We start from the raw sequence: 21,998 nt of genomic DNA on the forward strand, positions 1-21,998 counted from the left end.
TCCCTTTAATTGTACAGCATTATCCGATGCTAAAGGATTTCAGCCTATATTATCCGATATTGGATTTATTCCTTGCAATTATGTGTCCTTACATGATTTGCTTCGCTTCGGTCTTAGTGGTATTAGATGAAACAGACATGAAAATCAACAGGTATATCACAATCACCCCACTTGGTAAGAAGGGTTATCTTATATCAAGATTGCTTATTCCTGTTTTATTTGCAGCTATTGTTTCTTTCGTGCTGCTTTCTTTTTGTTCTGTATCAGGTATGTCATTATGGACTACATTTATAATATCAATATTGGCTACAATACTAAGCGTTGTGGCTGCTATGATTATTTTAGCATATGCGGGAAATAAAGTGGAAGGTATGGCACTTGCAAAAGTATCTGCTTTAGTTATGGTTGGGTTAATTATACCTTTTGTTATTACAGATAGTACCCAATATATATTTTCATTTCTCCCTTCTTTTTGGATAGCCAAGTTTCTAATAAGTAATAACTATTGGTTTATTCTACCAACGATCTTTCTTTTTGGCGGACTGATTTACATATTATATAATAGATACAGCACAAAAATATAGTTTCTTCTAAAATCGATACTATTAATACCGAATATATAAAAATATAGCCCCCTAAATAAGCATATTGAATTTACGATTATACGAATTAATATTATTCACTATCTAAAAATTATGCTTATGAATGAGTTATTGAAAATGAAGTTTTTTGAGCTATTGTCTAAAACTTCACAAGAAGTTACTAACACAGAGATGCAAGATGCTTATGGAGAATTTGTCAAGCACATAGTCACAATTAGCAATTCAGAAGATTATTCCTATATCTTTCGGATGCTAAATCTCACCCGTATTGAGATAGCACCCTTAAAAGAGTTATATCAATGTGGGCAGGGGGAAAAATGCGCTTAAAATTCTCTATGTCCATAAAGCGTTATCGACAATTGATGCCGAGTTACAATTAATCAACTTGAAAATTAACCATCCAGAACAATTTAAGTTATCTATTCCTACAGCGTTCAAGTCCGACCTATATGTAATCCCTAAGTCAAAAGACTTGGGGATTATTGGCATTGCAGAAATCGTATTAGCTCTGTTTTTACAGGGGCAAATCGTTGGCGAAGATGGAAAACCTGTCCCAGAAGTTCGTTTAGCTCGTGGCTTTGAGCAGCTTTTCAATCTAAAATTCGGAAGTATTTACGATAAGGTGGGTGAAGTATTTACCCGCAAGTCGTACAACCTTACCAAAACATTGGATGCCTTACGAAATGCTATCATCAAAGAGGATCGAAAACGTAAGAACCGATAAAGTTCAAAAAAGATACTTGTGTAAACTATTAATTTCCAGAGATTTGAAATTCTCTTTTCGGGGAGTAGGTAACTACTCCTCTTTTTCTGTTACATTGTTTTACTGAATTTTGCTTCATCAATCGATTGAGAACAATAATGTTAAACTAAAAAATGAAGCAAAATGTATATAGACAACGAAAACTTCGATAAATGGATGGAGAAGCTATCTAAGAAACTCACTGAGATAGGACAAGACTTAAAATCCCTGATCAATACCGATCAGGTATTAGAAGAAAATGAACGATTACTTGATAATCAGGATTTAGCATTTCTATTAAAAGTGTCTTTCAGAACTTTACAACGCTATCGACTAAAAGGTAAGCTCCCTTACTTTACTATTGGGCATAAAACCTACTATCGGGCTAGCGATATTAGAGCTTTTGTACGTGAACGAGCCGATTATCAGACTTATAAACAGTTTGAAAAAGCCAATCAATTAAAAAACAAACCCTGACAGCAAAATGCAGCAGAGGAGAAAAGCTTGTGTTTAAGCTATCACTTTGTGTTACCACCCCGATTTAGCAGAAACCGCTTCACCTATGGGTTCAGCCCGTTTCACTAAATCGAGCAAGAGGGAACTGGACAAGTCCTGTTCTTCCCTCTTGTCCTGCGGGGCAAAGCCTTCGGCTTTAGCGTGTTACAAGAACACGCTGTAATGACACCTGTAATAAACATTTTCTCTGTAATGCTTATTATCAGGTATTTATCTATTCATATTTCTATAAAAAAGTAATTACCATGCCAAATAACAGTAGGAAAACGATATTCACTACCATTTCCATAGATAAGGAAACAGCAGCTTTGGTAGAAAAGATATGCAAACGCTATTCGCTGAAAAAGAGTGAAGTTGTAAAGTTGGCGTTCGGATATATAGATAAGGCACATATCAACCCATCCGAAGCTCCTGAATCTGTAAAATCAGAACTGGCGAAAATAAATAAGAGGCAGGATGATATTATCCGCTTCATTCGTCACTATGAAGAAGAGCAACTGAATCCGATGATACGGGCAACAAATTCTATAGCTTTACGTTTCGATGCTATCGGCAAAACTTTGGAAACTCTTATTCTCTCTCAACTGGAAGCCAGTCAGGAGAGACAAACAGTCGTGCTTAAAAAGTTAAGTGAACAGTTTTGTAATCATGCCGATGTGATAAACAACCAGTCCAAAAAGATTAATACACTTTACCAGATATACCAACGAAATTATAAGAAGCTACTTCAACTGATACAACTCTATTCAGAGTTGTCCGCTTGTGGTGTGATGGATGGCAAAAGGAAGGAAAACTTGAAGACTGAAATCAGTAATCTAATAAATGCATAGGATTATGCACATAGATTTTGCTCCACCATCAAACGGAACATATAACAATGCAGGAAGTAGCCGACAGCTAGCTAATTATTTAGAGCATGAAGATTTAGAACGAATGGAGAAAGGCATCTATACTGAAGGCTTTTTCAATCTTACAGATGATAATATATATAAATCAAAAGTCATAAAGGATATAGATACAAATATTGGGCAACTCCTAAAAACGGATGCTAAGTTTTATGCTATTCATGTCAGCCCATCGAAAAAGGAACTTCAAGCAATGGGTAATACAGAACATGAACAAGCCGAATCCATGAAGCGGTATATCCGGGAAGTGTTTATTCCTGAATATGCCAAGAACTTCAATAAGGAACTATCCGCTTCGGATATAAAATTTTATGGTAAGATTCATTTTAGCCGCAACCGTTCCGATAATGAACTGAATATGCACTGCCATTTGATTGTGAGTCGGAAAGACCAAGCAAATAAAAAGAAGCTATCCCCACTAACCAATCATAAGAGCACCAAGAACGGAGTAATTAAAGGTGGATTTGATCGTGTGAACCTATTCCAACAAGCGGAAGAAGGCTTTGATAAGCTGTTTGGTTACGAGCGCCAACAATTGGAATCTTTTGATTATCAGAACATGATGAAGAACGGCAATATAATCGACCAACTTAAATTACAAAAACAAGAACTTCAATCCAGTGAAAGAAAAACAAAAATCAATCAAGATAATAATCAAGAAAATTTGCTATTTATCAGTCTTGAAAACAAAGAAACAAACAATCAGATAGTCTATAGAAGAAACAGGTCTGATAGATTATAAGAAAATTAAGTTGTCTCCATCAATTTCGTTTCACCAAAAGCACCTATACGAAATTTTTAATTTCAAAAAACAAGTATGACGCCAAAAGAGAATATAAATTATAAAAGTAGTACACTCATGCCTAAGATTACCAAACCATTATAGATCATCACCTTTCAATTTTTAAAATACTCATTAATGTTGTATCTTTGCAAAAAAGTAAGAATTATGTTTCAAGATAATGAATATATAGGTTTTGTTACGTACACACAAGGCAAAAGGAACCGAAAAATTCCTTTTGGTATAGTTTCACAATCTTACAAACAGAAAGCCATTGTAACGCATTATAGTAGGAAAATAAGAAAAAATCTGATAGCAATTGAAGACAAGCGCTACTTTTCACACCTAGGAATTGATATAAAATCAATATCAAGAGCCTTATATATGAATATCAAAGCTCGAAGAATCATACAAGGAGGAAGCACCATAACACAACAGTTAGCTCGCAATCTATTCGAAGACCATTCTATAACCTTTCATCGAAAGATAAAAGAAATACTGTATGCTATATCCTTAGAGAGAGAACACACAAAAGAAGAGATATTAGATTTATATTTTAACAATATTTATTGGGGAAAAAACTTATATGGAATAAGAGCAGCAAGTTTATACTATTTTGCCAAAGAGCCTTATCTCTTATCACAACAAGAACAACTATTACTATTAACCATATTAAGAGGACCAAATTATTATATAAGACACTCTGATTTATGCATGAAAAGATACAACCTTCTTAATGAAATTCTTTTTAAAAAAGGAATTATAAGTAAGAATGTTTATCAGAATAATAAAATGTGGACATACAACTTTGAATACAATAAACTGTCAATAATTCCTCCATCCGTAATACCATATATCACAAAATCTATCAATAATAAGAAATCAAGCATACTAACAAGCCTTAATTTTGATTTACAGAATTTTATTAATTACACTATAGAAAAATCTCCTTATCCCATATCAATTGTTGTTTTACAAGATGGGAAAATAATCGGTATTAATAGTAAATATGGAATAGATTATCCTCTTACTTTTCATTCTAATATAGGCTCTACATTAAAACCTTTTTTATATACTTTTTATAGAGAAAATGGGGTTTCAAAAGAGGAAACATTTAATTGCATAACTACAATTAACAATCAAAAATGGAACGTAAAGGAAGCAGAACTACCCAGCAAGTCTGTCTTAAATATACAAGAAGCACTTTTGACATCAAATAACAACGCTTTTATAAATGCTGCCAATAAAATAGGCATGAATAACGTCTTAAAATTCATAGCTAGTTTACTAAATAAAGAAGAGAGCAATATACACCCATCTAGCATTCTTGGAGCAACTAGCGATGGAATTTCTTTATTTGAGCTCACTAAATTATATGCTGATTTTTTCCTAAACAATGATGATCCTTTTAAAAATGAATGCAAGCAACTATTATGTCAAATAGCAAAAATAAAACTAGGAATAGATATAAATAACTTATTTTTAAAAACAGGGACTACAAATGGAAATAAAGAAAGATTTGCAATTTTAGGGAATGAAAAGATTGTCTTAGGGATAATGAGGCAAGAAAACTCTATAAATGATTATTCTAAAGATGGAAGCTTTATTAACTCTATTAAAAATATTGCTCGAAATATTTTTAGCCCAAAAAAAATGTACACATGGATGTAATCAATAATTTCATATCTGAAAATAAAGACATATTAAGTATATTAATTACGCTTTTAGTAGGTTTCATAGCTTGGATATGTAAAGAATTAATCGAAACACCTATGAGACAATCTAGAGAAACTTTTTTCAAAGTAACAGAAAAAAGGATTGGCATATTGTCAGAACTGTACAATTATATAAATATAATTGCATTATTTCCTCAAGAGACAAATATAAAGGAAGAACTACAAAAAATAATTCTATCAGACAAACTGGCTTATGTTGATGAAAAGATAATTGTAGATATTATAGAGATTGCATTTAAAGAAGTGACTAATGAAAGATTAGTGTTAGACACAAGAAAGGAGCTAAGAGAAACGATTGATAAATGTGCAGAGATAATTCGAAAAGAAAATCAATATTTTCTAAAACATGACACGACTAATACTTATAAAAGAGTAATAGCATATTTTATACAACTAATAAAAGCTATAAGCTTTATAGTATTTATCCTAATTGCTATTTTCTATCTCATAAAAAGTATTGTCTTTTTATCTGTTGTATGGATTATATTTTGCTGTATATTCATATTTGCTGTGATGTTGATTCTTGAGAAATATATAATATAGCTACATATTTTTAATAATACAAATGAATTGTATATCTTTGTTCCCAGTATTCTCCATGAGCAAACTACCGCAAAAGCACGTAGCAAATTAGTGGGATAAATCATGGGATATGCTTGAAGCTAAAAATATAAAGTTTTAAATATCAGCGTGGTAACTCTCTTAGGGGAATCCCAGGCGGATCACTGAAAGACAAGTCAAAACAAGACTTAAAGAAGACAACTCCTACAATATCAAGGTATTGCAGGAGTTTTTTCTTTGTATAATGTCCGTGACCAAAGACACCAAAAGGTCACGAAAAGACACACTTCTATGACCAATTCGTGACCAATACAAAAGTATGGAAAAACAGGTCACGGAATGTCCCAAAATGGCTAACCTCTGTCCATATTTGTCTACCCTGCAAATATCTCATTTACAATCAATAAAATTAATTTTGCAACCAAAAAAAAATGAGATTATGAGGACTACTTTCAAGCTCCTATTTTTCGTTAAGCGAAATGCAGCGAAGAAAAACGGTAATGCGCCAATTATCGCGCGTATCACCATCGACCAAATTGTGTCGCAGTTCAACACACAAATGGAAATAACCCCTGCCAACTGGAATGTCAGTACAGGAAAGGCTTCCGGCAGAAGTGCCGAAGCCGCAAGTATCAATTCAATGTTAGACAGTATCCGCAGCACAGTACACCAACATTACCATGCTCTATTGGAGCAAGACGGTTTTGTGACCTCTGAACGGGTAAAAAACGCCTTTTTAGGTAAGATTGAACGGGGTAAAACATTAATTGAGTTCTTTGAGATGCACAACGAGCAATATCTTCAAAAGGTAAAAATGAACACTACCGACAAAACGTACTCACGCTATGAACTGACAAAGAAACGTCTTATCGAGTTCATGAAGTTTAAGTATTCGGTTTCGGATATGCTTATCAAAGAGATAAATGTCGTGTTCATTGATAATTTCCTGTTGTACATCAAAAATCATCATGGATGCAGCCACAATACAGCGATGAAGTTTATACAGCGTTTCCGCACGATTATAAACTTTGCCAAGAACACAGGGCTGGTTACTGCTGATCCTTTCGGGAATTATAGGGTTAAGTTTGAGCAAACCGACAGGGATTATCTTACGATGGAAGAGATAACCACCATCTACAACAAGAAGTTTGCTTCTAAAAGGTTGGAACAGGTACGGGACTTATTTGTTTTCAGTTGCTATACGGCTCTTTCGTACATTGATGTATGCGAACTTACCCAAGAAAACATTCGCACTGCATTTGATGGCAATCTTTGGATTATGACCAAGCGCCACAAAACCAATGTTGCTTCTAACATTCGATTGCTTGATGTACCCAAAGCTATTCTTGAAAAGTATAAAGACCAGTTGCCAAACGGGATGATTTTACCGATTATAAGTAACCAAAAAGTTAATGAGTACTTGAAAGAAATTGCGTCTATTTGCTCTATAAACAAGAGCCTGACATTTCATGTTGCACGTCATTCGTGTGCGACTTCTGTCCTGATAACCAATGGAGTACCGATTGAAACGGTATCTAAAATCTTAGGGCATACCAATATTAGAACTACCCAAATCTATGCGAGAATTACTGATGTAAAGGTCAGTAATGATATGGAATTATTGGTGCGGAAATTAGATATGGCTAAGTGAATTTCAGGTGACTGAAATTGGTTATCGTCAGATAACAGCAAGGTGTGTTCAGAGCTGCTGAGATTTATCCCAGCAGCTCTGAATCCTTTTAGAAAAGCACTCCAAAGTCGTGTTTCCAATGAAAGAAAAATTACTCAAACAAACATCTTTTCCGCTCGTCGGGACGGGTGGTCCCGCCCCTTGCCGCTGGGCGTTCCCCGACCGATGAGTTTTTAGTATTGTATTGAAATATTGTTTTCTTGAAATATTGATAGCTTGATTTCTTGATTTCAAGAAGTCAAGATTGCAAGGTTGTATGAAAGCAGGACTGCAAGATAGAAAGACAGGTGATTAGACATCATTCTATTATTCATGTATAGACAAAAAATTATTTTCTCTTTTCAAAAGTCCATGTAGTTTATGAGGGACTTGTGAAAAGAGAAAATAATTGGTAGAACCTTAAAGAGAGATTAATTGTCGTTTTCGTCCATCTTCCGAAGAAGTTTTTCTATTAAGCTGTTAAGGAAGGCTGTTCTATCCTTTTTGCGCTCCCTGATGGTGAGATAAGTACGGTAGTAATCGCCTAAGTCTATTTTAAAAGATGCTTCTATATAGGTCATTATTTCCTTTATATCAGCATTTCCATTATTCAGTACTCCGGCGGCATATATGGCATACCCCAATTCAATGGCAGCAATTTTAGTACCCGTCCATCGAAATGGATTATCGGGAAGAGAAGCTCGACTGGTTTCTACTACTTCTATCCTTTCTACGTCTTGTAATCGCTGTTGCAGGTAAATTTCCAGCATATCATAAGCCAACATCTTAGCTACTCTATGGTCACAACAGGTAGAAAACAAAGGATCTTTATCCAACAACCCACAATTATGGCACAACTTGTAGTTCTCATGTCCTCTAAGGAAATAGTATCGGTCTAAATGTGTCGCTTTGGAGCGATAATACTGGTAAAAATCAAGGTTATTATTACAGAAGTCTACGATTGCTACCTGCTTCTTCTTGTAATGCTCCTTAACTACTTCTTTATTACCATTGGGTTTTCTTAATTCAAGCGTATAAATATCATTGTAATATATCAGCTTACTTAGAATTAATGGTTTGCTATTTTTAAAGAAGTCTATCTCTTCCTCATTATCCTGAAAGTTATATTTGTGTATATACTCTCTTAGTTCTTCAAACAATGGTCTGATGAAGTTTATCATATGCAAAGCTTTATCAGAGGACACATCACTATCCACACAAAAGACTTCTATCTCTGCACTAATTTTAGATATTATTCCATCAGAAAATTGTTTCATCTTTTTGCGTATTAGATTCACGTAAATAATCACTTAAGAATTCTTTTAAAGACTGAATAGAATAAAACACCCTGTTTGGATTTCTTTCTTCCAAACCAACAGCTATCTTATCAGAAGTAGCCCATGCAGCAGATAAACAACACACACTATTTTTAACACATGCAGAAATATCAGAAACCGCATCACCTATATAGAGCATCTCGCAAGGCTGTAATTTATACTTATACAACAAAAGCCTAATAGCCTCAGATTTCGTATTTCTTTGAGGATTTCCTGTTAGTATTTGGTCGAAGCAGTTCTCCATACCAAATTTTCTTAGCGTAATATCACAGCTTCTTTCTCCTTTACCTGTAATCAGAGCAATAAAAATAGCTTTTGATTTCAAGTCCTCTATTAAATCCCTAATGCCACTAAAAGGCTGTGGGCAGATTTCATGTATCTTGCTATAAATAGTATAAAAGTCTTTGAGGGCACTTTCCCAGCTTTCACTACCCACCAATTGTTTTATCATACCTTCCTCATTCAGACCAAAAGTCTGTTCAACTTCAGTATCCGACAACTCACGCATAATATAAGGCTCTACAGCTTTCTTGCAAGCCTGTATACACATAGGAACTGTATTACCTATTGTACCATCCAAATCAAATGCTATTAATCGAATCATCATGTTACTTTTCATTGACTGCACGTATCACTTTACAAGGATTTCCTACTGCTAAACTATTGGCTGGAATATTCTTTGTGACTACACTTCCTGCACCAATAACGCTTCCCCTACCGATAGTCACACCTGGCAAAATAATAACTCCGCCACCAATCCAACAGCCATCCTCTATTGTCACAGGGAGAGCATAAGTATGACGGATGTATTCAAAACCATCCTCTGTTTCGGTAGGAGTTAGGCGCTCATTCAATTCAACAGGATGGGTTGCCGTATAAATTCGTACATCAGGAGCAATTAGCACATTGTTGCCAATTGTAATCTTGTTACAATCAATAAATGTACATCGCACATTAACAGTCACGTTATTACCTATATGAATATTGCGACCATAGTCACAAATAAAAGAAAATCCAACAGACACCTTAGTGCCAATACTACCAAACAACTCCTGTAGTATTGCATACTTATCTTCTTTTCTTTCGTAAGGTAGGGAGTTATACTTCATCAATAAACGATGTGACTTTTCCTTAAATTCAAGGAAGACCGGATCATGACAATCATACCATTCACCTGCCAAGCATTTTTCCAATTCTGTTTTCATGGGCACCTATTTTCAATTTATAAAAATGTAACGATTTCATCAACAGGTTTTCTGGTAGAAGACAGTTTAGGCAATTCATCCACATATCCTATTGATACAATGGCAACAGGATATTTTTCAAGAGATAACTGGAAATGAGATTTAAGCATTTCTACATCAAAGTTACACACCCAACAACTACCTAAACCAAGAGCTGTTGCAGCTAAACAAATATGTTCGGTTGCAATAGCGGCATCAATATCTGCATGATTCTTATTGTCTGACTTGCGTACCCATGCGGCAGAGCTATCTGCACATACAACAATGTAAACCGGGGCACAGGCAAACCATTCTCTATTGTAGCATTGTTGCACTTTCAAACGTTGTTCTTTACTCTTCACTATCAAAAAGTGCCACGGCTGATAATTAACGGCAGAAGGAGCAAAACGAGCACACTCTACAATCTTATTTAGTTTCTCTTGCTCTACTGCATCCGATTTATAACTTCTTGCAGAAAAGCGTTTTTTAATCAGTTCTAAAAACTCCATAATGTTATTGGTTTTATTATTCGGAGCAAAATTATACCATTTCCAGCACTATTATTAGGTATCATTTTGCGTTTTATCAGTATCTTTGCGTTTTACAAGTCTATATTTAAAATATGAGAAGAGAAAACTTACACCAGCCGTTTGAAATTAGTTTCAACGAGCTTGACGAGTCTCTGTTAAAAGAGCATGACCACACCTTTTTTGAGTTAGTGTATGTTTTAACAGGAACAGGTATACAATGGATAAATAATAACAAGTTTGCTTATCATGACGGACACCTCTTCATGATCACTCCCGGAGACACCCATTCATTTGAAATTCATACAACAACAAAATTTATCAATGTCAAATTTAACGACATATATATACACTCTGCTGTTTTTGGAGCAGATAATATAAAACGCTTAGAATTTATATTGCAACATGCTAATCATCAACCGGGATGTATTCTAAGAAATAAAACGGATAAATTGTTGGTAAAACCAATGATTGAAGCTATTATTCGAGAATATGTAAATAGGAACATATACAGTAAGGAAATTATAACCCAACTGATTAATACCATAATTATTGTAGTCGCCCGTAATATTACCATGTTCTTACCTGAACAGGTAGATGAATGTACGGAAGAAAAGTCTTTAGATATTTTGCAATACATTCAGTCCAATATTTATCAGTCTGATAAAATTAAAACAAAAACAATAAGCCAGCATTTTGGTATCTCACCCAGCTATCTCGGGCGATACTTTAAGAAACATACTAATGAAACGATGCAGCAATATATATTAAATTACAAAATGAAATTAGTTGAAAATAGACTGCTACACAGTGAAATGAGAATTAGTGAGATTGTTTCAGAACTGGGGTTTACTGATGAAAGCCATTTAAACAAGCTGTTTAAGAAATATAGAGGATGCACCCCTACTCGCTTTAGAAAAGACGCTACTCTTTCTAAATGATAGAATCCAAATCCAAGAAAAAAGCAGTTATATCCGAATGTGTCTTAGAGAACATAGCCAATATAAATAGATTACAGACAGAATCTCGCTAAAAGAATGTATTTCAAAAACATGCTATCATAAATTTATTTACTTTTGCAAAAAACATAGTTATATGCAAGATTATCCTATAAGCTCAATAGATAGCGAATATATAGAGTGACTAAAAGCCATCAAGCAGCAAATCCGTTCTACCAAAATACGAATGATAAAAACAGCCAATACAGAGTTGATACACTTTTATTGGCGGTTGGGACAAACTACAGTAAGAACTTCTATGAGTTCTACGCAGGGAAAATATAGTTATCAGCCACTTGTAATTGTCCCCCAAGTTGAGGGACAATTACAAGTGGCTGATAACTATAGAATTATTTTCGATATACCTTGGGGACATCAAAAGGTGATAATTAGCAAAGCACAAAATATAGAAGAAGCATTTTAGAGAATCAGTTGAAGCAACAATTCTATGAGTATTACGAACAAGGACAAACCAACTTCTCACTGACCTTATCAGCTCTAACAGCAGATATAGCACAGGAAGTAGTAAAAGACCCGTATTGGTTCGATTTTGTTTCTGTATCTCAAAAAAGCACAGGAGCGAGACATCGAAAAACAGCTTGTCTCGCACATCACTCAAATTCTTCTTGAACTAGGTAAAGGCTTTGCATTTGTAAGAGAACGTTACTCCCTGAAAATATGAAAAGCAAACAATCTACAGTAGAAGAGGTTGAAAATGAACTAAATAAAATAGCAAGTAAGATTGGTTAAAAAGCAGTTTAAAGAACAACCAACTAAATATAGAAAGTAAGTCTAAGCTATACAAATATACTCGTACCTACTTTCCATTTCTTAGTTTTTCAGTGCAATGTCGTTAACTGAATTTTTATATGCTATTCAAATAAAAAAAATGTAAAAGCAGTAGGCTTCTCTTTCTAATTTATTTTAAGGAAATGTAATTTTCTTGTACAAATTTCTTGAAATTTAGTTTCCGTTTATCGCAGTAAGTGATTATTATATTGATGTCAATTTCTTCTTTATTATCAATTTTAAGAATAGTGTGCTCATCTAGACCTGTAAGCTCAGATCTTTCTGAAACACTTAGTTTCTCTTTTTTCTTTTTGACAGTGGGCTTATTAACCCTCACCTTAGATTCTTTTTCTTTTGCATCAATACCAAAAAGGTCTTTAGGCATAATGTTTTTTTTCATTTTCAAATTCATAGCAAACTTGAAACAAGCAGCAACTGTTTCTTTTCCAATTCCTTTTACTTTATCTAATTGCATTAGCGTATAAATATTCCCTGAATCTAATATTTCTTTTATTTTTAACAAGATATTTTTCTTTAAGCCTGCTTCTATTTCAAGATTATTTATATTAAACTCATGGAATGAATTACGCACTAAACCTAATAAATCATCCGAAGCATAAGGGTTAAATTCATAAATTTCAACTGGAATATCACAATTTTCTAAATAGAAATGCATTAAATTAGTCACTTTATCAGGGTCTAATCCACCATTTGAAGCGCCAAGTAGAGGAAATGCTATTGATGTAATTCCTTTTTCTTTATATGTTTCAACAAATTTTCTTAATCCGCTTTCAAGATATTCATATTTGCTCGGATATTTCCAATCATTTTTTGTGGGGAAGTTCAAGACTTTAGCATTTTGTCCAGGAATATTATAAATCCATAGTTTACCTATTTGAATAGCTCTATCTTTACATAGTTTTACATATTGTTCATACATTAAAGGATATCTATATTTAAATTCTAAAGCAATTCCTGCTCCCATAACTCCTACACAATTTACAGTATTAACAATTGTCTGGCATTTAGTAGTAAATATACTTCCATGTATATGCTTAATATTATTCATTTTAATGAGTTTTCTAAATTTGTATATAATACTTCATATTTTGGTGAGAATTTTAATCTCTCTTTATCAGAATCAAATAATTTTAATCCATCTTGATATTCAAAGAGGTGTTCTAAATAAGATAATCCTCCTGCATCTTTTGTATAACTACCTATATCGCATTGATAATAAGTTGTCATAAGCTTTAATAGGTCGAAAATAGGTAATTCTATTTCTGACGACAAATCAAGAAGCATCTTTTTTGCGATTTTTAAACTTATTTGATTTTGAAAATAAAGTCCTAAAATGTCTGATCCCACAATTAACATACATAATGTAATTTCTTTATCATTGAAGGGTAGACTATCTTTTAAAGAATAAATAATTTCTTTATTATTTTGATATTGTTTGTTTTTATCTCCCTCACGGAAAGCTTTTGGCTTACCAATGTCATGGAGACATAATAACAATCGGAATAAACCTATATCTATAGGTAATTCTATCTTTGCAAAATATTTTTCAAACTCATTCATTACTAATAATGTATGTTGTTCCAAGGTATAATGACGAACTCTAAATTCATATTCCTTTTGTAAACTCATATTTTCTTTCAGAAAACTTACAAGTTCTTTTGGGTCAAAACTTGGCTTATTTAATATTCCATTCATAATATCAGAAATAATATTTCATATCTATTTTTACTTCTATATGTTTGACATTATCTCCATGTTTTTTTATGGTATCTAAGACATAATCATACATCCTTCTATTTGGACAAATTATCTTCTCAATTTCAGAAGCAATTATTGAAGGATAGACTAATACTTCCGAACACATTTTACGTTTGTTCTCTCTTTTTATATCTTCGTCATCGTGATTCCACGAACCGCTTATTAATAATTCAAAATCAACATTTTTCATCTTATCAACCCCTGTATAGAATTTAGTTAAATCACTGCCTGCATTTCCGTCAGTAAATATAGCATATTTGGATTCTGTTATATTTGTTTTTAATATATCCGCATTTACCAAAACTATGATTAATTCACTTTGGATATCCTTTCTACGATACAACATTGGATTTCTGGGTTGAAAATAGAAAGACACAAAATCATGTACATTTATGGACTTTCCATTAATGTTTATATTCTTTTTTTTCCTCCTGTCTTGCACCTCACTCATTGATATATCTTTTGTTATAAGTTTTTTATCATAGGCTGCATTATGTGATAATAATCCATGAGTTAATACATTTTCCAAATTGGTATAATGAAGCATATGTTTTATATATATCAAATTGAAATTTTTTCCATTTTTGTTTATTGTAATCATGTTAAAACAATATTAGAGGTTAACTTTATGATAGCTGTAGGCTTCCCTACTTTTTATAGTTTTCAAATTCCGTCCTTCATTTTTGCCATAGTCGTAATTTTCAAATGCTACTATACAAATATAGCGTTTTCGTTATAAAACACTGTAAACTTTTAAGAGTTTTTTGTGCACACTGCAAGGTGCAAGCATATATATGTATATATAGCTTGCACCTTGCACCTAAGTTGAAATATTAATAATCAAACACTTGCGTAATTTCAAAAGAATACATACTTTTGAACCCAAGATATAAGCAGACAGACACCGGACAGAAGTGGACTGTTTTTAAGGACTAAAGCGTGACTGATACAAAGCTTATAATTCCGAAGATATTGATTTTTAGGAGAATATACCGCAAGGTTCATGAACCAGGCGGATCACGAAATAAAGATGTAAATCGAAGGAAACCTCTGATAATCAACAATTATCAGAGGTTTTTATTTTCTACTAACCTCCTTTTTTTTACGCAGAATACAGTAACTTTCACAGACCAATTCGGTGGAGAAAGATTCCGACCGAAAGAGTCCACCGAATAAAATTGCTTTGCGTTGATACACATTATTTTGCGTAGTCATTCTTCTGGCTTCGGAACTTAATTTTGCAAACAAAAAAGTATCAAACCATGCAAAGAAACTATTTTTCGACTCTCTTCTTTATCAGAAGAACAAGACTTTTGAAAAACGGCGAGGCACCCATCGGGCTGTGAATCACCGTAAACGGACAACGTGCCGAAATGCAAACAAAGCGCAGCGTTGCCAAGGAACGTTGGAACGCATCCAAAGGATGTGTGACAGGGAAAGCCCGGAAAGCACTGGAGCTGAATCAGTATCCGGAATCTGTCAGAATGAAGATTTACCAGATACATCGTGAACTGCTCCAAGATGACAAACCTATCACAGCCTTCACCATTATTCATAAGTTTAATGGTGAAGGGGAATCTCCCAAAATGCTTTTGGAAGTATTCCGAGAGCATAACAAGAAGTACAGGGAACTTATAGACCGTGATTATGTAAAAGGCACGGTGCTCAGATATGAGAGAACAGTTCGCTATCTGGAAGAGATGCTTCAAAGCCAATACCACCTGAAAGATACGCCGTTGAAAGAGCTGAACGATGAATTCGTTCTGAATTTTGAACATTTTGTGAAGGTACAGAAAAACTGTGCCCAAAATGCGGTTGTCAAGTATTTGAAGAATCTAAAGAAAATCACCCGGCTTGCATTGACTAACAAATGGATTGTCGATGACCCATTCTCTGAAATACGTTTTCACCAGACACAAAGCAACCGTTATTTCTTGACGAAAGAGGAACTCAATGCCATCATCAATAAGAAGTATAATATACCACGTCTTGAAACAGTCCGTGATATTTTTGTCTTTTGTGCTTTGAGCGGCTTAGCATTCGCGGACGCACAACATCTGACACTGGAACATGTCACACAAGACAGTAATGGGGACTACTGGATTAGAAAGCCGCGCAAAAAGACAAATAACATGTGCAACATCCCCTTGCTGGATATACCACGAATGATTGTAGAGAAATATAAGAGCCATCCCGAGTGTGTCAAAAAGGGAGTGGTATTGCCAGTGCCGTCCAATCAACGTATGAACAGCTACCTCAAAGAGATTGCGGATGTTTGTTTTAGAGCGTATTCAGCCCGAAAACCTTGCCACTGCCTGCCATACGCAAAAAAAGGCATCCGGTAACGGAAACAAACGACTGACGGAAAATCATGTTTCTGCTAGTCGGTATGCGGAGCGGTAGCCGTCAGCAAGCATCCTTTCGATGTCTGATTCACGGTAGAGGATTTTGCCGCCCAACTGGATGTAGGCTATCCGCCTCTCATTCTGGTAGTCCTGAAGTGTCCGACGGCTCACTTTCAACCGTGCCGACACTTCCTTGTCGGTAAAGAAACGCTCGTTGCCCAGTGTCGGGCGATAGTTGGTGGTCAGGTGCTCGAAGCTGTCCAGCAATCGGTCGATACTGCCCATGAAGTGGATTATCCATTCGCTGTCCTGTTAATCAGTTCATTTATATACTTTGGATTTAGTGGGATTACTTTGACTATATGCAGGTGATTAAATCGTCCTGCCTTTGAACTTCGCTTCCTTCCGTCTGTCTTCCACAACGGAAACAACACGCTGCACGTCTTCGGGACGGTAATACGTTTTGTGGTTTATCTGCGAGTAAGCCAGCGTACCGTTGTCCCGAAGCGTCTACAACGTGCGGGGGCTGATGTTGAGCATACGGCACACGTCCTGATTGTCCATTCACTCGCTCATTGTCTTTTCTCCGTGCCGCCGGCAGATGGCATCCATGCGACTGACAAAACGGTCGAATCTTGCGACCATCGCCTCAAAGGTCTTTCTTTCGATTGATACGATTTCCATATACTTTTTCTTTTGATGTTATTATTCCTTTTGCCGCAAAGGAATACATAATACGTTATCCGACAATGGCTTCTCCGAAAGTGACAGCATATTGCGCCGATACGGTAGCCATTGTCCGGGAGCATCATACAGAAACGGTTCTTTTCGCATGAATGCCCTCCAAACGGAAAGGCTGGTTATTTCACAATCCGCTTATATGAAATATTATCTATATAGTTGTGTGGTAAAACAAAGTTATGGTTGTTTGGAGAGTGACAACATTACGTCATGAAATCATTAAATTAATGTGTCACCAAATTGTTGGACAACATTTCTCGGTTTTCATGTATCCAGGCCTTTCATTTTTTGAATCATTGTTCACTTAAATAAGGAAATCGGAGTTTGAAAAGTATTCTCCCAATCCGACAAGCGGAGGATTCTTGTGTCCTCAGCAAGAAACTGGTACAAATGGACTTTTGCCAATAAGATGCAGAAACAAACCACATTGCCCGATTTATAGTTTAATAATCGAGCAATGTAGTTTGATATAGCGGATGTATATTCCTTTGGCTGCTTGCCGTCTGCTCCGCATTCCGGAAAATGACAGTACGGAAATCACAGATCATTATCTATTGCGACCGCAAGGTTGAAATGTCAGGATTTTATAGCCTCCGTTGATGTTTTCCGCTTGTACACCATTTCCACTATGCCATTGTAATGCTGCGTCCGTACCAGTTGCAGACGGGCTTGCATTTCCAACGTGTTGAAAAGCCGAATGCCACCTCCCAACAATACAGGGATGACGGAAATATGAAACATATCCACCAGCCCCTCGTTGAGAAGCTGCTGTACAATATCTGCCCCTCCGCATATCCATATACCTTTACCGGTCGAGCGTTTCAGCCGCCTTACCAGTTCGCACGGTGGCTCATCGGTAAAGTGGATATCTGCTTTTTGTTCCATCTCCCGATGTGTAACCACATAGCAATCCATTCCTTTATATATCCAATCGTGAGGCGACAGTTCCGTTACAATCTGATGATATGTATTCCATCCCATGATGACGGTATCTATATCGCGGACAAACGTTCCATATGTGTCCGGCACTTCCGTCTTGGCATCTTCGCCATAGAGCCACTCCACACCGCCTTGCCTGTCTGCGATATATCCGTCAAGACTCATAGCTATAAATAAGATAACATTTCTCATATCCTTATGTTTAATCAAGGTGTACCACATTCTCCGTATATTCCATCGCATACATGTCGAAGCCTTTGGCCCAATAATCTTTCTCTACCTTTTTAAGCATAAAACCGCGCTTCTGATAAAAAAGATATGCCACTTGCGAAGTTCGTACCGTGATGCGATCGGCCCCCAAAGACTTAATCACACCCATGCGATATTTCAGCAGCAACGAACCGAGTGAACGCCCCTGCCAATCGGGATGTATGATATCCCAACTGATTTTCCCTCTTTTTCCACCCTCTGCCATGTTTATACCTCCACAGCCTACTACCTCCGTACCGAAAAGGACGACATAATAATACTCCCTTTCTTTTTCCAGATAACGACTCAGGTCGGCTTCTTCCTCTGGCGCAAAATAGTGTGGCGTATTTAACCGTATTAATCTTAATACAGCCTCTTTGTCTGAAGGGACATACTCGCGAATGGTTATAGAATCTTTAGTCATGTCCATACTTCTGTTCAAACAATTCCCGATTCGTCTCTCCCCACGTAATCATGGCATCGAGGATAGGCAGGAGCGATCGCCCCAGTTCCGTGATGGAATATTCCGAACGCGGCGGCAGTTCGGGATAGATGGTCTTGGCAACGAGACCGTCATCCACCAGCTCTTTCAGTTGCAGGTCGAGCACGCGCGGCGTGGCTTCGGGCAGCGCCTTGTGCAACTCGCTCAGACGCATGATCGTGCTACGCAATTCGTCCAAAATACAGGACTTCCACTTGGAATCTATCAGGCTCATCGTCAGCCGCAGCGGACAACTCAAATCAACAGGTATCTTTCTTTCGTACATCTCTTTTTTCGTTTTTACAAATGCAAAGGTAAATATAATCCTCCGTAATAAGGATATACCGAAAAATAATTCGGTATATGAATAATTTTTCGGTACTTGCGGGCATCGGCATTACCATGTAACTTTGCGGATAATTAACGAAAACAAAAAGTTATGAGAGCAAGTATTGAAGAATACAAGGCAGTGGAAGCCGCTGCCATAAAGTTTGTAAAAAGCGTAGCGGAAGGCGACAGCAGATATGCCCGCGAGTTGTTCACCGATGATGCCGTATTGTTCGGTTTCCTCGACGGAGAGCTGGAACACGGCTCCATCGAGCAGTTTTACCGCAATGTGGATACCGTCAGCGGCGGCGAAGCGTTCAAGGCGCGTGTCGATGTGGTGGCCGTCGAAGAGACGCTGGCCGTTGTTCGTGTACTTGAAGAGGGTTGGGGAGACCGTATCGACTTCACCGATTATCTGCTTCTGCTGAAAATCGGCGGTGAGTGGAAATGTGTGGCCAAAGCCTATAATCAGAATTCGAATACGATTCAAAAGAAATAGGGAGCATGGGAAAGAAAATTGTCATACTCAATGGAAGTCCCCGGTCGAAAGGCAATACGGCAGGACTGGTGGACGCCTTCAAGCAAGGCACGGAAGAGGCTGGACATACAGTAGAAGTATTCAACCTGCAACGGATGGACATCCATCCCTGTCTGGGGTGTTTGGGCGGCGGACACGATGCGCAATGCCCATGTGTGCAGAAAGACGACATGGCGAGGATCTATCCGCACTACGAAACGGCAGACGTGCTGGTACTTGCCTCGTCGATGTATTATTGGAGCATCACGGCACAACTGAAAGCCGTCATCGACCGTCTGTTTGCCGTAACGGAGAAGAGTCCCGAATACCATACGCCCATGCAGCACTGCGTCCTGCTCATGGCAGCAGAGGGCGACACGTCGGACAACTTCGAGCCTGTGGAACACTATTACCATACCTTGCTCCGTCACCTCGGCTGGGAGAACCTGGGTGAGGTGTATGCCGGAGGCGTGATGCAGGTGGGCGACATTGCCGGGCATCCCTCGTTGGAGAAAGCATATAATTTAGGTAAGACCATTTGAAAGAAGCGCGTATGAAAGTCCTGCTCATTAACGGCAGCCCCAACGAACACGGCTGCACCTACACCGCCCTGCACGAGGTGTAAACGACCTTGCAGCGGCACGGTATCGAAACGGAGCTTCTTTACCTGGGCAAGAAGCCTGTCGCCGGATGTATCGCCTGCATGAAATGCTTCAAGACGGGGCACTGCTTCCGCGACGATGCGGTCCGGGAGATTCAAGACCGGTTGGCAGAGTTCGATGCCATCATACTCGGCTCACCCGTCTATTACAGCGGTCCGACGGGACAGATACTCTCCTTCTGCCAGCGTCTGTTCTTCTGCAAGGAGGGCGAAATGACCGGCAAGTTTGGCGCATCGTCGTATCGTGTCGCCGCGGAGGCGCTTCGGTCACGTTCGAACAGCTTAACCAGTTTTTCACCATTTCCAACACGCCCGTCGTCTCTTCGCAATACTGGAACTCGGTGCACGGCTTCACTCCCGACGATGTGCGACGCGACCGCGAGAGGTTGCAGACCATGCGGACGCTCGGTGAGAACATGGTGTGGCTGCTGAAGGGTATGAAAGCCGCCCGCCGGCAGGGTATCGGAAAACCGGAATACGAACTGAGAGAGAACACTCATTTTATTCAAAATCACTAACGAAAACCATGAAAAAGAAAAGATTTATGACTTCTGCGATTGCCTGCTATCTCGTATTGGTAGGCTTCTTTTGCAGTTGCAGTTCCACATCATCAAAGACAGACAAAACTCCAATGCAAGAAGAGACAACCGAAAATGCCGCATGGAAAGCTATCAGGCCGGAAGAGGTGAAGAACGCCGTACAACTGTTCGACAAGGACTGGATGGCACTTGCTGTTGGCAAAGAGGACGATATGAACACCATGACCATCAGTTGGGGCGGCATGGGCGAACTGTGGGAACGGCCTGTCGTAACGGTCTATGTTTCGACCAGTCGCCATACGCACAGTTTCATGGAACGCAACGGCTATTTTACCGTAACGGCTTTTCCGGAAAAGCATCGTTCCGCCCTGCGCTATATCGGCACACATTCCGGTCGTGACGGCGACAAGTTGAAAGCTGCCGGACTGACGCCCAAATACACCGAGTTCGGCAATCCGATATTCAAGGAGGCGAACCTTGCCATTGAGTGCAAAATTATATACAGCGTACCGTTCGACCCCGAACGGATAGACAAGGAGGTCGGTCGTATCTACGATAACGGTATGAGCATACACACTATGTATATCGGGGAAATTGTGAACGTGTGGAAGAAAAGTGGCGTATGAAATACGAACAAATTACTTGATATGGTAATGAAATATAGTCAAGCGAACACTTGATGTCGGAGAATCGGTAAGGTTGTCAAGTTTCGGTTCTTTCGTAATGAAAGATATTTCTCCCGCCTCTTTATATTCTGCCTAATTGGAACAATACACTGTCTCGAAAAGCGCAAAATGAATTATATACGTTTCATATCAGAAAAACAGTTGATTAAAGTTTTATATGCAGTTCGATTCAATTGCCAGTAAATCGGACTGCGTTTTTATTTTCCTTCAGTTGCCTTGCCGGATAAAAGAAAACACATAATTTTGCGTAACCAATTACGTAATATAAAACTAATAGTTACTATGTTTGTAAACACTGAAAACCAACGCTCGTCGGGACGGGTGGTCCCGCCCCTTGCCGCTGGGCGT

At 37.5% G+C, this 21,998-nt stretch carries 26 protein-coding genes and 4 pseudogenes; 17 read left to right on the forward strand and 13 right to left on the reverse strand.

Going from position 1 to position 21,998, the window contains the following annotated elements; genetic code table 11:
- Window positions 1-184: 184 nt before the first annotated feature.
- Window positions 185-484: a hypothetical protein gene (locus HCG69_RS10820; protein WP_221650049.1), complete on the reverse strand. Its 300-nt coding sequence runs from the start codon at window positions 482-484 to the stop codon at window positions 185-187.
- 211 nt (window positions 485-695) lie between these two features.
- On the opposite strand from HCG69_RS10820, the gene HCG69_RS10825 reads away from it, so the two are divergent.
- From HCG69_RS10825 to HCG69_RS10860, 8 genes and pseudogenes are all read left to right on the forward strand, one after another.
- A complete protein-coding gene (locus HCG69_RS10825; RefSeq protein WP_008763846.1) occupies window positions 696-929 on the forward strand; it encodes a hypothetical protein in 234 nt (77 codons plus the stop codon).
- On the forward strand, window positions 904-1,326 hold the full coding sequence (locus tag HCG69_RS10830) for a hypothetical protein (protein WP_008763847.1): 423 nt from the start codon (window positions 904-906) through the stop codon (window positions 1,324-1,326). Before HCG69_RS10825 ends, HCG69_RS10830 begins: the two co-directional genes overlap by 26 nt.
- 162 nt (window positions 1,327-1,488) lie before the next feature.
- Window positions 1,489-1,821, forward strand: coding sequence for a helix-turn-helix domain-containing protein (locus HCG69_RS10835; protein ID WP_007656973.1), 333 nt, complete (start codon window positions 1,489-1,491; stop codon window positions 1,819-1,821).
- A 284-nt stretch (window positions 1,822-2,105) separates the two neighbouring features.
- A complete protein-coding gene (locus HCG69_RS10840; RefSeq protein ID WP_004293689.1) occupies window positions 2,106-2,690 on the forward strand; it encodes a BfmA/BtgA family mobilization protein in 585 nt (194 codons plus the stop codon).
- A 4-nt stretch (window positions 2,691-2,694) separates the two neighbouring features.
- Window positions 2,695-3,429 (forward strand): annotated as a pseudogene (locus tag HCG69_RS10845) (DUF5712 family protein); the annotation flags it as partial.
- A gap of 285 nt (window positions 3,430-3,714) precedes the next feature.
- Complete coding sequence (locus HCG69_RS10850; RefSeq protein WP_221650051.1) at window positions 3,715-5,217, forward strand: transglycosylase domain-containing protein; 1,503 nt, start codon at window positions 3,715-3,717, stop codon at window positions 5,215-5,217.
- The gene (locus HCG69_RS10855; protein WP_221650052.1) at window positions 5,208-5,825 is read left to right on the forward strand and encodes a hypothetical protein; all 618 of its coding nucleotides are present in this window, start codon (window positions 5,208-5,210) and stop codon (window positions 5,823-5,825) included. Before HCG69_RS10850 ends, HCG69_RS10855 begins: the two co-directional genes overlap by 10 nt.
- A 457-nt stretch (window positions 5,826-6,282) precedes the next feature.
- Window positions 6,283-7,494 carry a site-specific integrase gene (locus HCG69_RS10860; protein ID WP_221650053.1) on the forward strand — a complete coding sequence of 404 codons (1,212 nt, stop codon included), beginning with the start codon at window positions 6,283-6,285 and terminating at the stop codon, window positions 7,492-7,494.
- Window positions 7,495-7,943: 449 nt separating this feature from the next.
- Here HCG69_RS10860 and HCG69_RS10865 read toward each other — a convergent pair whose 3' ends face one another.
- Genes HCG69_RS10865 through HCG69_RS10880 form a run of 4 tightly spaced genes read right to left on the reverse strand, consistent with a single transcriptional unit; the run spans window position 7,944 to window position 10,581 of the window.
- Window positions 7,944-8,789 carry an RteC domain-containing protein gene (locus tag HCG69_RS10865; protein WP_221650054.1) on the reverse strand — a complete coding sequence of 282 codons (846 nt, stop codon included), beginning with the start codon at window positions 8,787-8,789 and terminating at the stop codon, window positions 7,944-7,946.
- Window positions 8,773-9,453: an HAD family hydrolase gene (locus HCG69_RS10870; RefSeq protein WP_221650073.1), complete on the reverse strand. Its 681-nt coding sequence runs from the start codon at window positions 9,451-9,453 to the stop codon at window positions 8,773-8,775. The genes HCG69_RS10865 and HCG69_RS10870 overlap by 17 nt, the downstream gene beginning before the upstream one ends.
- Window positions 9,454-9,457: 4 nt before the next feature.
- The gene (locus HCG69_RS10875) at window positions 9,458-10,054 is read right to left on the reverse strand and encodes a sugar O-acetyltransferase (RefSeq protein ID WP_221650055.1); all 597 of its coding nucleotides are present in this window, start codon (window positions 10,052-10,054) and stop codon (window positions 9,458-9,460) included.
- Window positions 10,055-10,071: 17 nt separating this feature from the next.
- Window positions 10,072-10,581: a nitroreductase family protein gene (locus tag HCG69_RS10880; protein ID WP_221650056.1), complete on the reverse strand. Its 510-nt coding sequence runs from the start codon at window positions 10,579-10,581 to the stop codon at window positions 10,072-10,074.
- 113 nt (window positions 10,582-10,694) lie between these two features.
- Here HCG69_RS10880 and HCG69_RS10885 point away from each other — a divergent pair, with 113 nt between their 5' ends.
- Together HCG69_RS10885 and HCG69_RS20850 are read left to right on the forward strand one after the other, a co-directional pair.
- Entirely contained in the window at window positions 10,695-11,540 is an 846-nt protein-coding gene (locus tag HCG69_RS10885; RefSeq protein WP_221650057.1) for an AraC family transcriptional regulator, read from the forward strand.
- A gap of 211 nt (window positions 11,541-11,751) precedes the next feature.
- A pseudogene (locus HCG69_RS20850) lies at window positions 11,752-12,276 on the forward strand (PDDEXK nuclease domain-containing protein); the annotation flags it as partial.
- A 240-nt stretch (window positions 12,277-12,516) separates the two neighbouring features.
- Here the strand turns inward: HCG69_RS20850 and HCG69_RS10895 are convergent.
- Genes HCG69_RS10895 through HCG69_RS10905 form a run of 3 tightly spaced genes read right to left on the reverse strand, consistent with a single transcriptional unit; the run spans window position 12,517 to window position 14,766 of the window.
- Complete coding sequence (locus tag HCG69_RS10895; RefSeq protein WP_221650058.1) at window positions 12,517-13,455, reverse strand: macro domain-containing protein; 939 nt, start codon at window positions 13,453-13,455, stop codon at window positions 12,517-12,519.
- A complete protein-coding gene (locus HCG69_RS10900; protein ID WP_221650059.1) occupies window positions 13,452-14,102 on the reverse strand; it encodes a hypothetical protein in 651 nt (216 codons plus the stop codon). Before HCG69_RS10900 ends, HCG69_RS10895 begins: the two co-directional genes overlap by 4 nt.
- 4 nt (window positions 14,103-14,106) lie before the next feature.
- Window positions 14,107-14,766 carry a DUF4433 domain-containing protein gene (locus tag HCG69_RS10905; RefSeq protein ID WP_221650060.1) on the reverse strand — a complete coding sequence of 220 codons (660 nt, stop codon included), beginning with the start codon at window positions 14,764-14,766 and terminating at the stop codon, window positions 14,107-14,109.
- A gap of 745 nt (window positions 14,767-15,511) precedes the next feature.
- On the opposite strand from HCG69_RS10905, the gene HCG69_RS10910 reads away from it, so the two are divergent.
- Window positions 15,512-16,510 carry a phage integrase SAM-like domain-containing protein gene (locus HCG69_RS10910; RefSeq protein ID WP_370634146.1) on the forward strand — a complete coding sequence of 333 codons (999 nt, stop codon included), beginning with the start codon at window positions 15,512-15,514 and terminating at the stop codon, window positions 16,508-16,510.
- A 24-nt stretch (window positions 16,511-16,534) separates the two neighbouring features.
- On the opposite strand, the pseudogene HCG69_RS10915 reads toward HCG69_RS10910, so the two are convergent.
- Both HCG69_RS10915 and HCG69_RS10920 read right to left on the reverse strand, forming a co-directional pair.
- Window positions 16,535-16,839, reverse strand: a pseudogene (locus HCG69_RS10915) (helix-turn-helix domain-containing protein).
- Window positions 16,840-16,882: 43 nt separating this feature from the next.
- A pseudogene (locus HCG69_RS10920) lies at window positions 16,883-17,194 on the reverse strand (helix-turn-helix domain-containing protein).
- Between HCG69_RS10920 and HCG69_RS10925 the strand changes: the two are divergent.
- Entirely contained in the window at window positions 17,179-17,346 is a 168-nt protein-coding gene (locus tag HCG69_RS10925) for a hypothetical protein (RefSeq protein ID WP_221650074.1), read from the forward strand. The pseudogene HCG69_RS10920 and the gene HCG69_RS10925 sit on opposite strands and share 16 nt — an antisense overlap.
- A 481-nt stretch (window positions 17,347-17,827) precedes the next feature.
- Here the strand turns inward: HCG69_RS10925 and HCG69_RS10930 are convergent, their stop codons facing one another.
- The 3 genes from HCG69_RS10930 to HCG69_RS10940 are packed head-to-tail and all read right to left on the reverse strand — an operon-like array spanning window position 17,828 to window position 19,206.
- On the reverse strand, window positions 17,828-18,382 hold the full coding sequence (locus HCG69_RS10930; RefSeq protein WP_221650062.1) for a dihydrofolate reductase family protein: 555 nt from the start codon (window positions 18,380-18,382) through the stop codon (window positions 17,828-17,830).
- A gap of 10 nt (window positions 18,383-18,392) precedes the next feature.
- Complete coding sequence (locus tag HCG69_RS10935; protein ID WP_221650063.1) at window positions 18,393-18,869, reverse strand: GNAT family N-acetyltransferase; 477 nt, start codon at window positions 18,867-18,869, stop codon at window positions 18,393-18,395.
- Entirely contained in the window at window positions 18,856-19,206 is a 351-nt protein-coding gene (locus HCG69_RS10940) for a helix-turn-helix domain-containing protein (RefSeq protein ID WP_221650064.1), read from the reverse strand. Before HCG69_RS10940 ends, HCG69_RS10935 begins: the two co-directional genes overlap by 14 nt.
- A 153-nt stretch (window positions 19,207-19,359) precedes the next feature.
- Between HCG69_RS10940 and HCG69_RS10945 the strand changes: the two genes are divergently transcribed.
- From HCG69_RS10945 to HCG69_RS10960, 5 genes are all read left to right on the forward strand, one after another.
- Entirely contained in the window at window positions 19,360-19,746 is a 387-nt protein-coding gene (locus HCG69_RS10945; RefSeq protein WP_221650065.1) for a nuclear transport factor 2 family protein, read from the forward strand.
- A 5-nt stretch (window positions 19,747-19,751) separates the two neighbouring features.
- Window positions 19,752-20,306 (forward strand): flavodoxin family protein, encoded by a 555-nt coding sequence (locus HCG69_RS10950; protein ID WP_221650066.1) that lies wholly within the window; start codon window positions 19,752-19,754, stop codon window positions 20,304-20,306.
- Window positions 20,307-20,395: 89 nt separating this feature from the next.
- Window positions 20,396-20,857 (forward strand): flavodoxin family protein, encoded by a 462-nt coding sequence (locus tag HCG69_RS10955; protein ID WP_370634145.1) that lies wholly within the window; start codon window positions 20,396-20,398, stop codon window positions 20,855-20,857.
- Complete coding sequence (locus tag HCG69_RS20855; protein WP_370634147.1) at window positions 20,821-20,943, forward strand: hypothetical protein; 123 nt, start codon at window positions 20,821-20,823, stop codon at window positions 20,941-20,943. Before HCG69_RS10955 ends, HCG69_RS20855 begins: the two co-directional genes overlap by 37 nt.
- Window positions 20,944-20,951: 8 nt before the next feature.
- A complete protein-coding gene (locus HCG69_RS10960) occupies window positions 20,952-21,590 on the forward strand; it encodes a flavin reductase family protein (protein WP_221650067.1) in 639 nt (212 codons plus the stop codon).
- Window positions 21,591-21,998: the final 408 nt, after the last annotated feature.

Origin of the sequence: Bacteroides sp. K03 (assembly GCF_019734355.1) — a bacterium.
In the GTDB taxonomy this organism is placed as follows: Bacteria; Bacteroidota; Bacteroidia; order Bacteroidales; family Bacteroidaceae; genus Bacteroides; species Bacteroides nordii.